The 14,941-nt window shown below is 45.9% G+C and carries 10 protein-coding genes; 6 read left to right on the plus strand and 4 right to left on the minus strand.

Going from position 1 to position 14,941, the window contains the following annotated elements; genetic code table 11:
• Positions 1-395: 395 nt before the first annotated feature.
• Entirely contained in the window at positions 396-3,014 is a 2,619-nt protein-coding gene (locus tag DXD25_RS09745) for an SLBB domain-containing protein (RefSeq protein WP_233522261.1), read from the plus strand.
• A 135-nt stretch (positions 3,015-3,149) separates the two neighbouring features.
• Here DXD25_RS09745 and DXD25_RS09750 read toward each other — a convergent pair whose 3' ends face one another.
• Together DXD25_RS09750 and yfcE are read right to left on the minus strand one after the other, a co-directional pair.
• A complete protein-coding gene (locus tag DXD25_RS09750; protein ID WP_117663328.1) occupies positions 3,150-4,733 on the minus strand; it encodes an NAD(P)/FAD-dependent oxidoreductase in 1,584 nt (527 codons plus the stop codon).
• Positions 4,734-4,795: 62 nt separating this feature from the next.
• Positions 4,796-5,341, minus strand: coding sequence for a phosphodiesterase (yfcE, locus tag DXD25_RS09755; protein ID WP_117663330.1), 546 nt, complete (start codon positions 5,339-5,341; stop codon positions 4,796-4,798).
• A gap of 296 nt (positions 5,342-5,637) precedes the next feature.
• On the opposite strand from yfcE, the gene thrA reads away from it, so the two are divergent.
• From thrA to DXD25_RS09780, 5 genes are all read left to right on the plus strand, one after another.
• The gene (gene thrA, locus DXD25_RS09760) at positions 5,638-8,079 is read left to right on the plus strand and encodes a bifunctional aspartate kinase/homoserine dehydrogenase I (protein WP_117663332.1); all 2,442 of its coding nucleotides are present in this window, start codon (positions 5,638-5,640) and stop codon (positions 8,077-8,079) included.
• A gap of 33 nt (positions 8,080-8,112) precedes the next feature.
• Entirely contained in the window at positions 8,113-9,363 is a 1,251-nt protein-coding gene (locus tag DXD25_RS09765) for a cofactor-independent phosphoglycerate mutase (RefSeq protein ID WP_117663334.1), read from the plus strand.
• Between the two features lie 100 nt (positions 9,364-9,463).
• Positions 9,464-10,765, plus strand: coding sequence for a threonine synthase (gene thrC / locus DXD25_RS09770; RefSeq protein WP_117663335.1), 1,302 nt, complete (start codon positions 9,464-9,466; stop codon positions 10,763-10,765).
• Positions 10,766-10,787: 22 nt separating this feature from the next.
• Complete coding sequence (locus DXD25_RS09775; protein WP_233522262.1) at positions 10,788-11,483, plus strand: YhcH/YjgK/YiaL family protein; 696 nt, start codon at positions 10,788-10,790, stop codon at positions 11,481-11,483.
• Positions 11,484-11,530: 47 nt separating this feature from the next.
• Positions 11,531-12,487 (plus strand): D-2-hydroxyacid dehydrogenase, encoded by a 957-nt coding sequence (locus DXD25_RS09780; protein WP_117663336.1) that lies wholly within the window; start codon positions 11,531-11,533, stop codon positions 12,485-12,487.
• 90 nt (positions 12,488-12,577) lie between these two features.
• Here DXD25_RS09780 and DXD25_RS09785 read toward each other — a convergent pair whose 3' ends face one another.
• Together DXD25_RS09785 and DXD25_RS09790 are read right to left on the minus strand one after the other, a co-directional pair.
• On the minus strand, positions 12,578-13,618 hold the full coding sequence (locus tag DXD25_RS09785; protein ID WP_117663337.1) for an iron ABC transporter permease: 1,041 nt from the start codon (positions 13,616-13,618) through the stop codon (positions 12,578-12,580).
• Between the two features lie 5 nt (positions 13,619-13,623).
• On the minus strand, positions 13,624-14,835 hold the full coding sequence (locus DXD25_RS09790; protein WP_233522263.1) for an ABC transporter substrate-binding protein: 1,212 nt from the start codon (positions 14,833-14,835) through the stop codon (positions 13,624-13,626).
• Between the last annotated feature and the right edge of the window lie 106 nt (positions 14,836-14,941).

A 14,941-nucleotide genomic window follows, 5' to 3' on the forward strand; every position in this document is an offset into this window, starting at 1 on the left:
AGACCGGGGCGGGGCTTAAATGATGGCAGGCGCCGGTCATCAATGAAGACCCAGAATCGGGGCTGAAAACAGGGGCTTCCGGGTAGTTGTGATTTCTAAGAACTCTTAAACACAGAACAGAGTATGATTAACTACAGTATCGTAATGCGGATTACAAATCCGCAAAGCCAAAGAGGTTAGGACGTTTTTTTAACGGCGGATTGCAAATTCGCCGAAACGCCTAACGGGTTGCAAATTTTCGGTCATTTTCATTTCCGGTATTCCCGGTCATGGTTATTCCCAGTTATTTTCATTGTATATTGCTTTTTTTTTCGTATCTTTGCAACAAATTTCGTAAAAATGAGTTATTATATAATAAATAGCTAGTTATAGGACCATAAATGAATAGGAAAATCATGAAGATAAATAAAATGAGGAAACAGTTCATCCTCTTCCTTCTGCTTGTTACGGCAGCAGGTTCAGCCTTCGCACAGACTTCCACCATGACTGATGATCAGGTGATGAGTCTGGTAGTGAGAGAGCATGAAAAAGGGTCATCAAATGCTCAGATTGTTACCAAACTGATGCAGCAGGGTGTAGATATCTCGCAGATTCGACGGGTAAGAGACAAGTATCAGCGCCAGTTGAAACAGGGCGGGGTTACTGGTACTTCCGCCCAACTGCAAGGGAAGGAAACCTCTCGTCTTCGTACCAACAATGGTAAACACCGTGAAGATTATGGTAAGGGAATCAGCGAAGAATCGAAGAACTACAGCAACTATCGCATCACTGCACAGAAGGATGATCAGTACAAGCATACTTTCGATGAGAATGACGAGGAGTATATGGATTTCCAGAACGAGATGGATGGTATCATCCCAGATACTGCGATGATGATCAAACGGCTCCTTGCTGAACGGGAAGCGAAAATCAAGAAGGTTTTCGGAAGAGATATCTTCAATAACAAAGAGTTGAGCTTCGAGCCAAATATGAATATAGCCACTCCACAGAACTATCGCTTAGGACCTGGAGATGCGGTTATCATTGACATCTATGGTGCATCACAGAAAACCATAGAAAGCACCGTTTCTCCTGATGGCGAAGTTACCATCGAAGGCTTTGGCCCTGTATCGGTGGCTGGTTTGACCGTAGCTCAGGCAAATGCCCGACTTCGCAATACGCTGGGTAGCAGGTACCGTTCGAGCAAGATAAAACTCACTGTAGGACAAACCAAGACCATTATGGTCAATGTGATGGGCGAAGTAAAAACTCCAGGCACCTATACCCTATCTGCCTTTGCCACCGTTTTCCACGCACTCTATATGGCAGGGGGCACCAACGACTTGGGTACATTGCGAAACATCAAGGTTTATCGCCATAACAAACTGGTTACCGTGGTAGATATCTATGATTACATTCTCAATGGCAAACTGACCGGCAATGTGCGTCTGGCAGATAATGATGTCATCGTTGTGGGAGCCTACGATTGTCTGGTTACGATTACCGGAAAGGTGAAGCGCCCGATGATTTATGAAATGAAGAAAAACGAGAGCGTGAACTCTCTTCTTAAATATGCTGGCGGATTCACAGGAGATGCTTACAAAAAATCAGTTCGCATCCATCGCAAGACGGGCAGAGACTATTCTGTATATAATGTAGAGGAATTCGACTTCTCCAGTTTCCATATCGACGACGGCGATTCTGTAAGCGTAGATTCCATTCTCCCCCGCTACAGCAACACCGTAGAAATCAAGGGAGCCGTCTTCCGACCTGGTATGTACAATCTAGGAGATCAGATCAACAGTGTCCGCACATTGGTAGAACACGCAGAAGGATTGACAGAGGATGCCTTTACGGCACGTGCTGTCATGCATAGAATGAAATCTGACAGATCGCTGGAAGTAATAGCTGTAGATATTGCAGGCGTGATGAATGGTACTGTGGCTGACGTTCCACTCAAGGAAAATGATGTTCTCTTTATTCCGACAAGACAGGAAAAGATTTCAGAGAGAACGCTCACCATCCGCGGAGAAGTACAATATCCGGGAATCTATCAATATGCAGAAAATGAAACGATTGAGGATTTCGTTCTGCAGGCTGGTGGATTGACCGACAAGGCTTCAACGATTAATGTTCTGGTAAGCCGAAGAGTAAATGACGCTAAAGCCACAAGACCAGACAGCATTATAGCCAAGACCTACACGCTCGCCCTGAAAGATGGTTTCGTGGTGGATGGCACTCCAGGATTCAAGCTGATGCCTTTCGATGAAGTGAGCATCCGCAAGAGCCCAGCCTATACGGAACAGCAGAACGTGATGATTGAAGGTGAAGTGATGTTTGGAGGCACCTATACCCTTGATCGCCGCAATGCCAGATTAAGCGATCTCTTCAAGAAGGCTGGAGGAAGCACAGAGCAGGCATATATCAAGGGTGCCCGTCTGATGCGTAAGGCAAACGAAGCTGAAAAAGCACGCATGGAGGCTGTTCTGAAAATGCAGAGAGAACAACAGCAGAAAAATCTTCTGCAGTTGGCTGCAAGCAGTAATAATGCCAGTGCCATTACCCAGACTGCAAAAGATACGCAGAATGCTGATCTGTTGAAGTTCAGCGTTCCTGAAGAATATCCTGTAGGCATCGACTTAGCCGAAGCGCTCAAGCATCCGGGCAGTGATGCAGATATGATTTTGCGAGAGGGTGACAGGCTGATTGTTCCACAATACAATGGAACCGTGAAAATCAATGGTTCTGTGATGTATGCAAACACAGTAGCCTATGAAAAGGGCAAGAGCATTGCCAGCTACATAGATGAAGCGGGTGGATTTGCCTCTGATGCCAACAAGAGCAAGGCTTATATTATCTATATGAATGGCAAGGTGGCTAAAGTTGGACATGGTGCCAAGGCTCAACCTGGTTGTGAGATTGTTGTTCCATCCAAGATGAAACGCAAGATGACAGTAGCTGAAACCATGAGCATGGGCAGCAGCCTTTCCAGCATCGCTGCCATGATTGCAACAATTGCCAATCTCAGCAAATAATGATAATGAAAATCCATAGAACAAAAAAAGCAGGTAACAATCTTCTGTTGCCTGCTTTTTTCTTATACTTTTTCTTATACTTTTTCTTATACTTTTTATACTTTTTCCTTGTTCTTTGATTATTATATGGATGTTTTACTGTTGCTTCAGATACTCAGCACACATCTCTGCACAGCGTTCGCCATCCACACCTGCTGAAACAATGCCACCTGCATATCCGGCACCCTCACCACATGGGAAGAGACCTTGGATACGGACATGCATCAAGGTTTCTCTGTCACGTACGATGCGGACCGGTGAAGAGGTGCGAGTCTCCATCGCAATCAGAGTAGCCTCATTGGTGAGAAAACCATGCGCATTCTTTCCAAAAGTCTTAAAGCCCTCCTGCAGGCGCTTGGAAACAAAAGATGGCATCCAGAAATGAAGCGGACTGCTGATCAAACCAGGAGCATAACTGCTCTTTGGCAAATCATAGCTTAAACGGTTGTTTACAAAATCAGCCATACGCTGTGCTGGAGCAGTTTGCTTCATATTAGCCTGCTGCCAACACTGCTTCTCTACCCTTTCCTGGAAATGCATCATAGCCAGAGGATCCTTCAATTCCTCTTCCGACTGTACAACATCTTCAGGATGTGTCTCTACCACCATACCGGAATTGCTCCAGGCGGTACCACGGTTGCTAGGACTCATACCATTCACCACCAGCTGCTCAGGACCTGTAGCAGCTGGAATCACAAAACCACCCGGGCACATACAGAAGCTATACACACCACGTCCATCTACCTGAGTTACAAAACTATACTCGGCTGCAGGAAGATACTTTCCTCTGCCATTCCTGTTGTGATACTGTATCTGATCTATGAGCTGGGAAGGATGCTCAAGTCGAACACCAACGGCAATACCCTTAGCTTCGATTTCTATTTTCGAAGAAGCCAGATAGCGATAGACATCCCGGGCACTATGACCAGTTGCAAGAATCACCGGTCCACGATAATTCTCCTCTGCACCTGTTGCCAGGTTAACAGCTTCAACCCCAATCACACGGTCACCTTCCAGGATAAACCGAGTCATCTTGGTCTGAAAATGCACCTCACCGCCACTATTGATAATTGTATTGCGCATATTCTCTATCACGCGAGGCAACTTATCTGTACCGATATGAGGATGGGCATCTGCAAGGATGTTCGTATTGGCACCATGCTGACAGAAGACATTCAGAATCTTATCCACGCTACCACGCTTCTTGCTTCGGGTATAAAGCTTACCGTCACTATACGCTCCTGCACCACCTTCACCAAAGCAATAGTTGCTCTCACTATCCACCTTCTGGGTCTTGGTGATGTTGGAAAGGTCCTTTTTACGCTCACGCACGTCCTTGCCACGCTCCAGGACAACAGGGCGATATCCCAGCTCTATCAAACGTAAGGAAGCAAAGAGACCGCCGGGTCCCTCTCCTACCACAATGACTCTCGGACGCGAACTTACATCAGGATATTCCGTATGGACATACTGATCATCCTGAGGCATTTCATTGATATAGGCACGTACCTTCAGATTCACGAAAATGGTACGTTGGCGGGCATCAATACTGCGTTTCAGTACACGCACCTTATTCAAGGTTCTTGCATCCAATCCTTTTTCTTTAGCCAGATAGCGCTTGATACCCTCTTCATTGGCTGCCTGCTCTGGCAGAATTCTAATCTGATATTCCTGAATCATTTACTTTGAAATTTGAAATTTGAACTTTATGATTAGCTTTATGAAAGTGATGAGTGAGAAGTTCATACTTCCATAGTTGCCAGCACTTCGAATGTATCTAATTGATACATTGTGAATTTACCATTCTCCATTGTAGCAAACGTTGGCACATTACCACCCTTAGGGAAGGTGATGCTACCCGTGTTGACAATGGCTTTTCCTTCATCATTGTGAGACAGTTCCCAAAGATGCGAATGGCCATAAATCATTGCATCGTAAGGACCCTTTGGCATATTCTCCTTATTGTAAATATGTCCATGTGTCAAGAGATAGCGCTTACCGTCATCTACCAGCAGAGCATAGGTTTCCATCATAGGGAAATCAAGGAGCATCTGATCTACTTCTGCATCACAATTGCCTCTGACAGCAACTATCTTGTCAGCCAGATCATTCAGTCGTTCCACAATCCCTTTAGGATCAATACCTTCTGGGATTCTGTTACGCGGACCATAGTTGATGATGTCACCCATGATACACATCATATCACACTTTTCCTTCTCGAAGAAATCGAGAACTTTTTCCAAGGCTGGCAAGCAGCCGTGAATATCTGAGAATAATAAATACTTCATTGTGCTTATCTATATCTGTTTCTGTTTCAATTTAACATCCGCAAAAGTACGCAAATTATCCGAAACCTCCAAACTTTTCGAGAAGATTTAACGCTTTTATCATATATAATAATGTATAGAAAGTATTTTAAGCTATAAAAAACTACAAAATAAGGAAAATCGCCTACATATTGCCACTTTTTTAAACTTTTCTTTGGCAGTTTGCTATAAATTTAGTACTTTTGCCCACAAGTTCTGCTTCGGCCCCGGTCGTTTCGGGGGGAGCATTACAATACCAACGCAAAATTCAATAACGTATGAAAGTATTAAAATTCGGCGGAACATCAGTTGGTTCCGTAAAAAGCATCCTCAGCTTAAAACGTATCGTTGAAAATGAGGCAAAGAAACAGAGTGTAGTGGTTGTCGTGAGCGCACTTGGCGGTATCACCGACAAACTCTTGCAAACCTCTCAGCTTGCCCTCAAGGGTGATGAATCATGGAGAGTCGAATTCGATGCCATGGTTGATCGCCACCATAAGATGATAGATACCATCATCACCGACACAGCAGATAGAGAAAATCTTTTTAAATCAGTTGATGCCCTCTTCGAACAGTTGAAGAGCATCTACTTCGGTGTGTATCTGATTCACGACCTCAGCGAGAAGACTCAGGATGCTATCGTGAGCTATGGAGAAAGACTCAGCTCGAAGATTGTTGCCACACTGATTCGTGGCGCCAAGTGGTTTGACTCACGTAACTTCATCAAGACAGCTCGCCTCAATGGCAAGGGGAAGCATACCCTCGACAGCGAGTTGACTAACAAATTGGTGAAGGATACTTTCGCTGACCTTCCTCGCATTTCTCTCGTTCCGGGTTTCATCAGCCGTGACAAAGATACAGAACGTACCACCAACCTCGGTCGTGGTGGTAGTGACTATACTGCTGCTATCATTGCAGCAGCATTGAATGCAGAAGTCCTTGAAATCTGGACTGATGTGGATGGATTCATGACAGCCGATCCACGTGTCATCAAATCAGCTTATACGATCAACGAACTGAGTTATATAGAGGCTATGGAGCTTTGCAACTTCGGTGCAAAGGTTATCTACCCTCCTACTATCTACCCGGTTTGCGTCAACAATATTCCTATCAAGGTAAAGAACACCTTTAATCCAGATGCTCCTGGTACTATCATCAAGAATAAGATAGATAGTGACCAGAAACCTATCAAGGGTATCTCTTCTATCAATGGTACTGCGCTCATCACAGTAACCGGTCTCTCCATGGTGGGTGTCATCGGTGTAAACCGCCGTATCTTTACAGCTCTTGCCAACGAGGGAATCTCTGTATTTATGGTTTCTCAGGCTTCTTCAGAGAACTCAACCTCTATCGGTGTACGTGAGCAGGATGTAGAAGAAGCAGTAAACGTATTGAACCGCGAGTTCCACAACGAGATTGCAGATGGAGCCATGTATCCTATGCATGCAGAAACCGGACTTGCTACCATTGCCATCGTGGGTGAGAACATGAAGCATGCTGCAGGTATTGCCGGTAAGCTCTTCGGTACACTGGGTAGAAGCGGTATTTCTGTCATTGCATGTGCTCAGGGTGCTTCTGAGACCAACATCTCTTTTGTTGTCAAGAGCGATTACTTGAGAAAGTCACTCAACGTATTGCACGACAGTTTCTTCCTTTCAGAATATAAGGTTCTCAACCTCTTTATCTGCGGTGTAGGTACCGTAGGTGGAAAATTGATTGAACAGATCAAAAAGCAGTCTGCAGACTTGATGGAACGCAGCAAGTTGAAGTTGAATGTTGTGGGTATTGCTTCTTCCAAGAACGCCATCTTCAACCGTGAGGGACTCGACTTGGAGAACTATCAGGCAGAACTGAAGAATTCCTTGCCTAGCACACCGGAACTCCTTCGCGATACGATCCTTGCCATGAATATCTTTAATAGCGTATTCGTAGATTGTACAGCAAGCAAGGATGTTGCAGCCTTATACCAGAGTCTTCTGGAGCATAACGTAAGTGTGATTGCTGCCAATAAGATTGCTGCTTCAAGCGAATATGAGAACTACGAGAAGCTGAAGAAGACAGCCATTCAGCGTGGTGTATTCTTCCGTTTCGAAACGAATGTGGGCGCTGGTCTTCCTATCATCGGAACCATCAACGACCTCCGAAATTCCGGAGATAAAATCCTTAAAATAGAGGCAGTTCTCTCAGGAACGCTCAACTTTATCTTTAATGCCATTTCAAGTGTTGTTCCATTCTCTGAGACAGTGAAACTGGCAAAGGAGAAGGGTTACAGTGAGCCAGATCCACGTATCGACCTCAGTGGCATGGATGTCATCAGAAAGCTTGTCATCCTCTCCCGTGAGGCTGGATATCGTGTAGAACAGGAAGATGTAGAAAAGAATCTTTTTGTACCTAACTCTTTCTTCAAGGGTAGCATTGAAGAGTTCTGGAAGAAACTGCCACAGCTCGATGCCGACTTTGAGGCTAAGCGCAAGACTCTGGATATGGAGCACAAGCGCTGGCGCTTCGTTGCCACCCTTGACAAGGGAAAGACCAGTGTAGGTCTGCAGGCTGTAGGTCCTGAGCACCCATTCTACAATCTGGAAGGTTCCAACAATATCGTATTGCTCACCACAGAGCGCTACAAGGAATACCCTATGATGATTCAGGGATATGGTGCCGGTGCCAGTGTAACTGCAGCCGGTGTCTTTGCCAACATCATGAGTATTGCCAACGTTTAATTTCGTTGTATCAATCAATAAAGGATAACAATTATGAAGCATATTATCATTTTAGGCGATGGCATGGCCGACCACCCAGTGGAAAGACTGGGTGGAAAGACCTTGCTTCAATACGCCCATACACCATATATGGATATGCTTGCCAAGAAAGGCAAGACTGGAAGACTCATTACTGTACCCGATGGTTTTCTGCCTGGTTCAGAGGTAGCCAACAGCTCTATCATGGGTTACGACCAGAATGAGGTTTACGAAGGACGCGGTCCACTGGAGGCAGCCAGCATCGGCTACGAGTTGAAGCCAACCGACCTGGCGCTTCGCTGCAACATCATCAACGTTCAGGATGGCAAGATCATTACGCACAATGGTGGTAACCTGGAGACAGAAGATGCTGATGTACTCATCAAGTATCTCAATGAAACCCTGGGAAAGGACTATCCTGATGTAGAATTCGTAACAGGTATCCAGTATCGCCATCTGCTCGTGGTGCATCATGGCAACAAGCACATAGAATGTGCTCCACCTCATGATCATCCTAACGAGAACTGGCATGAATTGCTCGTAAAACCTATCCTGCCGGAATCAGAAATAGAAGAGGGACATATCTCATGCAGCGATACTGCCGCTCTTCTGAACGAGTTGATTATCAAGAGTAAGGAACTCCTGGAAAATCATCCTTTCAATATTGAACGCAAGAAGCGTGGCGAGCGTATGGCAAACCTGATCTGGCCTTGGGGCGGTGGTTACCGTCCACACATGCTGACACTTTCACAGATGTATCCTCAAATCAAGAAGGGCTCTGTGATTTCTGCCGTTGACCTGATTCGTGGAATCGGTCATTATGCGGGTCTTCGCAACATCATCGTAGAGGGCGCTACAGGCCTTTCTGATACGAATTACGAAGGCAAGGCTGCAGCAGCTATCCAGGCCTTGAAGGATGGAGACGACTTTGTCTATGTCCATGTGGAGGCAAGTGATGAGGCAGGGCATGATGGTGATTTGGAACTGAAAATTAAGACCATCGAGAATCTTGACCAGCGCCTCATCAAGCCTATCTTCGACGAGGTTAGCACCTGGGATGAGCCAGTCTGCATCGCCGTATTGCCCGACCACCCTACTCCTGTGGAGATTCGCACCCACGTAAAGGAACCGGTTCCTTTCATCATCTACTATCCAGGTATCGAACCTGATCAGGTAGAGGAATACGATGAGGTAAGTTGTGTAAGCGGAAGCTATGGATTGCTCCAGCTGCAAGACTTCATGAAAGCCTTTATGGCAATCAATTAAATAATAACAACTTAATGATAGTATCCGAAAGCTAATTAATGATAGCGTCCGAAAGCTAATCATAAAGTTCAAAGTTCAAATCTCAAAGTTCAAAGTAAAAATGAAATATTATTCAACAAATAAAAAAGCACCGATCGCCGATTTGCACAAGGCGGTAGTTAAAGGTTTGGCAGAAGACCGTGGTCTCTATATGCCAGAAATCATCAAGAAGTTGCCACAGGACTTCTTCGACAATATCGAGAAGCTAAGCTTCCAGGAGATTGCATACAAGGTTGCTGATGCCTTCTTTGGCGAGGACGTAGATGCAGATTCTCTGAAGAAGATCGTATATGATACCTTGGCATTCGACTGCCCTGTTGTAGAGGTAGAGCCAAATATCTACTCTTTGGAGCTGTTCCATGGTCCTACACTCGCCTTCAAGGATGTAGGTGCCCGTTTTATGGCTCGCCTGCTCCAGTACTTCGTTCGTCAGGAAGGTAAAGAGGAAGTCAACGTACTCGTAGCAACATCGGGCGATACTGGTTCTGCTGTTGCCAATGGTTTCCTCGGTGTAGAGGGAATCCACGTTTACGTGCTTTATCCAAAGGGCAAGGTGAGCAAGATTCAGGAGAGCCAGTTCACTACTCTCGGTCAGAACATCACAGCCCTTGAGGTAGATGGCGTTTTCGATGACTGCCAGGCTTTGGTTAAGTCTGCGTTCATGGACGAGGAGTTGAACAAGCACATGAAGCTGACTTCTGCCAACTCTATCAATGTGGCTCGCTTCCTGCCTCAGGCATTCTACTATTTCAATGCATACGCCCGCATGAAGGAGAAGGGCTTGGCAGACAAGCTGGTCATCTGCGTGCCTAGCGGTAACTTCGGTAACATCACAGCCGGACTCTTCGGTCATGAGATGGGATTGCCTATCCACCGCTTCATCGCTGCCAACAACGCCAACGACATCTTCTACGAGTATCTGCAGACTGGCAAGTACAATCCACAGCCTAGCAAGCAGACCATCGCCAATGCCATGGACGTAGGCGACCCTTCAAACTTTGCACGCATCTACGACCTCTACAAGGGCAACCACGATGCCATCGCTGCCTACATCGGCGGTGCCACATACAAGGACGAGCAGATTGCAGACACGATGAAGAAGTGCTATAATGAAACCAAGTATGTGCTTGATCCTCACGGAGCTTGTGGCTATCAGGCATTAAAGGAGCAGTTGAAGCCAGGTGAGGTTGGCGTCTTCCTGGAGACCGCTCATCCAGCCAAGTTCAAGGAGAAGGTAGACAGCATCCTCGGAACCGACATCGAAATTCCAGCCCGTCTTGCTGAATTCATGAAGGGTGAGAAGAAGAGCATCCAGATGACCAAGGACTTCGATGCCTTCAAGAACTTCCTGATGAACGAATAGTTTTTCAGACAAATCAGAAAAAATGAAGAAAATAATCATGGGCATAGCCCTATTATCCAGTACCTTTCTGACAGTGCAGGCACAGTGCTGCCAGAAAGGTTCTTGCCATTCTGAGCAGACTTCCGGCAAGGACTGCTGCACTCAGAAAGGCCTTTACACTACATCCTATGCCGATAACCCCAAGTTGGTGAAGAAGGCAGAGAAATGGGCCAAGAAGGGAGCCTGGCGAAACGGATTCACCAAGGCAAACCCTCACGCCAGTGTCAACCTGGTAGATTTCTACCTGCAGTATCAGAAGAATCCCAAGCAATGGAAGGCGCTCTTCGAATACATCGCCAAGACCGATCTCCTGACGATTCCAAAGGGCAAGCATCAGATTCCGGGCTCTGACCTCACCGTCAGCGTAGAAGACAGCCAGAACGGACCGCTGGAGAAGCGACAGAGCGAGAGCCATTACAAGCACATCGACTTCCAGTATGTCGTAAAGGGCGTGGAGCGATTCGGCATCATCGACCATCTTACCAGCAAGCCCAACTGCCAGTATCGCCCAGACGTGATTCATTATGATTACGACCAGTCGAAGGCTCGTTTCTACGACAGCAATCCCAACGAGTTCTTTATCTTCTTCCCAAACGATTGGCACATTGCCAAGATCAACAACGATTCCAACGATCAGTCTATTCGTGTAATCGTAATAAAGGTGGATTATGTAGAGTAAAGAAAGATACTTAGAGTATAAAATATTTATTGACGAGAAAAGACATTATGAAGATAGTTATTTTAGACGGCTATGCAGCCAATCCAGGTGATCTCGACTATCACCTGCTGGAGCAGCTGGGCGAGGTAGTGGTTTATCCCCGCACTTCTGATGAAGAAAAGGTGGAACGTGCCAAGGATGCAGACATCATCTTGCTAAACAAGGTACAGATGGATGCTGAAACATTGGCGCAGCTTCCTAACTTGAAGTACATCGGAATCCAGGCTACAGGTTTCAATGTTGTGGATATAGCTGCTGCCAAGAAACAAGGCATCGTTGTTACCAACATCCCTGCCTACAGTACGGATAGTGTGGCACAGATGACCTTTGCCCTCATCCTCGCTGTTACCAATCGTGTAGAACATTACACTCAGGAAAATAGAAATGAGCGATGGGCTTACAATAAGGATTTCTGCTATTGGGATACACCTTTAATGGAACTTGCAGGCAAAAAGCTTGGCATTATGGGATTGGGCAATATCGGTATGAAGGTTGCAAATATCGCCCGTCAGTTCGGTATGGACGTTTGCGCCTGCACCAGCAAGAACTCTTGCGACCTTCCTGAATGGATCCAAAAGGTCAGCAAGGATGGACTGCTTGCCACAAGTGATGTTCTCTCTCTGCATTGTCCTCTCTCAGATGATACCTATCACCTTATCAATGAGGAGAGTATCGAAAAGATGAAGGATACGGCCATTCTGGTGAATACCGGTCGCGGACCATTGGTAGATGAAGAGGCTGTTGCAAAGGCTTTGCACGACCAGAAACTCGGTGCTTATTGTGCGGACGTGATGAGTCAGGAACCACCTTCTAAGGAGAATCCTCTTTTTAAGGAGCCTAATGCCTATCTCACTCCTCACATTGCCTGGGCTACCTTTGAGGCTCGCAAGCGCTTGAATAGGCAGGTAGCTGCCAACGTAAAGGCTTTTCTTGAGGGAAACCCAATTAATGTGGTGAACCCATAAATTGTATATTTATTTCAACAAGACAAACAAACCGCTTATTCCCTAGATTTTATGGGGGATAAGCGGTTTCATCAGCTGTCTCACTGGAACCTATCGTCTTCTTACCAGAATATAGATGATAACAGGTGCACCAAAAAGAGGAGTAACGGCATTGAGCGGAACGATTCCCCCATCTGATGGCAGCGAACAGAGAAGATTACATAGAAGGGCAATAGCCGCCCCCATCAGCATTGTAACAGGCAGAAGCGGTCGATGATTTTCTGTACCAACCAGCAGACGTGCTATATGAGGAGTGGCAAGCCCTATAAAGGCTATTGGGCCACAAAAGGCAGTAACTACTGCAGTAAGCATACCCGTTATGACGAGCAGGGCAATTCGAAGTTTCCTGATAGGAAAACCTAGATTCTCCGCATATTGCTCCCCCAACAGCATTGCATTAAGCGGCTTGATGAGCAAAAGGGAGACCAACAGACCGAGGATGGCAAATGGCACAAACCATCTCACCTCGTCCATAGAAACATTGCCGAAACTTCCCATTCCCCAAATCATATAGGATTTCACACCTTCTGCCGTACTGAAGAAATTCAATAACGAGATGGCGCTGCTGGCAAGATAACCTACCATCAAACCGATAATAAGAAGGACTGTATGACTTCTAACAATGGCAGAAAAAGCTGTGATGATTCCCATCACCAGCATTGCACCTGCAAAGGCTGACACCAGAATAGCCATGAATCCACCAATAGCATAACCACATTCTTCATCCAGAAAACCAAGACAGAGATTATCCAGACTTATGTTGCCTCCAAAGGCTAACATAACGATGGCAACAGCCAATCCTGCTCCACTGCTGATTCCAAAAACATCCGGTCCTGCCAGAGGATTACGGAAAGCTGTCTGGAGCAACAAACCGCTTGTGGCAAGGGCTGCACCTGAAAGCAAAGCTGTGATGGCTTGCGGAAGACGTGATTCGAGGATAATATAGCCATAAGTATCAGAGCCTGTCTGATTACCCGTCAATATACCGACCACCTCCCCGTATGGAATGCTGACGCTACCCCATACCAAATTGCCGAAGAACAACAGTATGATGACAACCACCAGGACAATAGAGATAATGACTTTGTTCATGGTTTCTATTGTAATTGACGATGATAGAATCTCAAGGCTCCCAACATTCTGATATCCTTTGCATACTTCGAGAACTTAGCGTAATCAGCAGGATGCGAAAGGAGGATAAACTCACGAAGCAGGATTTCAGGATGAAAACTGGTGAGTTCAAAATAGGGTTCAGTACTGGTGTCCACTTCGTAAATCTGCTGATTGGCAAAGCAATGAAGAGCCTTGTAGCCATCATACTCCTGAAGCAATTGGGCTCGGGTTAATGGCGCACCGCCGAAATACTTGAATGCCCAGACATCAATATCTTTTCCTTTCGAAAGAATCTGCTCCGGACTCATCGCAAGACTTCCACTGTGCAAATCGTCTTCAAAGACATAACGGGCATTGGCATCCTTTAACAAAATACCTATAGTACTCCGTCCTCCAGGAACATACCATACGCTTCCCGTTTTTCTTTCGGTCAACACCGACAGACCTTGCGGTAACTTCTTGGCAACAGCCTTCAGATGCTGATAATCCTGTTCTATGCGCGTAAAGAGCGAGTCCGCATTCTTATCAAAAAGCATCCCATAAAACTTCATCCATTCAGCTCTTCCCAATGGCGAAGTCTCCATATAATCGGCAACTTCAATCAGAGGAATATGAAGCTTATCCAGCTTACCATATCCTCCACTGTTCTCGAAAGGAGAAACCAGGAGAGCCTCCGGCTTCAAGGAGATGATCCGTTCAATATCCGGTTGCATACTGGAACCACAATCCACCACTCTCTTCCTGATATCTGGAATATTGATATAATTCATATCACATACGCCAGTGATGGCATTCTTGCAACCCAGTTCATACATCAGCTGACAATGAGGTCCCGTGAAGACCACGCTGCTCGTTACCGGTGTACGTACCGTATCTGTAGCGCATCTGGCAGCAGAAGCACGTCGCAGAGCAAGTCGTGTTACGGTTTCATTTCCCTCCTTCCCTTTAGGCACCAAAATGTAGCGATGCAGAAGAGTTCCCTCTTTCCAGGGATTGGCAAGAATCACCTCAGTATATTCTTCTCCGTGCTTCACCATCGTGAGATGCTGCGCATATTTTAACGGGATGGTATCCCCTGCATCCACATCATCTCCAGCCTGCGTCTTACCCACCTGGCAGGATACAAAAAGAGAAGCAATCCCCAAGAACAAAGCTGCCTTAAAAATCCTATGATTGATAAATATCTTTTTCATCATTGAACATAATTATATAATCTGTCTGCAAAAGTACAAAGAAAAAATAAGCCAGACAAGTTTTCTGCAAAAAAAATGCTCCGGGAAAAGTCTTGGAACCTTTCCCGGA

The sequence above is a fragment of the Prevotella sp. TF12-30 genome (assembly GCF_003436715.1).
Lineage (GTDB): Bacteria > Bacteroidota > Bacteroidia > Bacteroidales > Bacteroidaceae > Prevotella > Prevotella copri_A.

Bases quoted from the DNA above. Each gene is read 5' to 3' on its own strand.
- DXD25_RS09745 (WP_233522261.1), top strand. From the start codon at position 396: ATGAAGATAAATAAAATGAGGAAACAGTTCATCCTCTTCCTTCTGCTT.
- DXD25_RS09750 (WP_117663328.1), bottom strand. From the start codon at position 4,733: ATGATTCAGGAATATCAGATTAGAATTCTGCCAGAGCAGGCAGCCAAT.
- yfcE (WP_117663330.1), bottom strand. From the start codon at position 5,341: ATGAAGTATTTATTATTCTCAGATATTCACGGCTGCTTGCCAGCCTTG.
- thrA (WP_117663332.1), top strand. From the start codon at position 5,638: ATGAAAGTATTAAAATTCGGCGGAACATCAGTTGGTTCCGTAAAAAGC.
- DXD25_RS09765 (WP_117663334.1), top strand. From the start codon at position 8,113: ATGAAGCATATTATCATTTTAGGCGATGGCATGGCCGACCACCCAGTG.
- thrC (WP_117663335.1), top strand. From the start codon at position 9,464: ATGAAATATTATTCAACAAATAAAAAAGCACCGATCGCCGATTTGCAC.
- DXD25_RS09775 (WP_233522262.1), top strand. From the start codon at position 10,788: ATGAAGAAAATAATCATGGGCATAGCCCTATTATCCAGTACCTTTCTG.
- DXD25_RS09780 (WP_117663336.1), top strand. From the start codon at position 11,531: ATGAAGATAGTTATTTTAGACGGCTATGCAGCCAATCCAGGTGATCTC.
- DXD25_RS09785 (WP_117663337.1), bottom strand. From the start codon at position 13,618: ATGAACAAAGTCATTATCTCTATTGTCCTGGTGGTTGTCATCATACTG.
- DXD25_RS09790 (WP_233522263.1), bottom strand. From the start codon at position 14,835: ATGATGAAAAAGATATTTATCAATCATAGGATTTTTAAGGCAGCTTTG.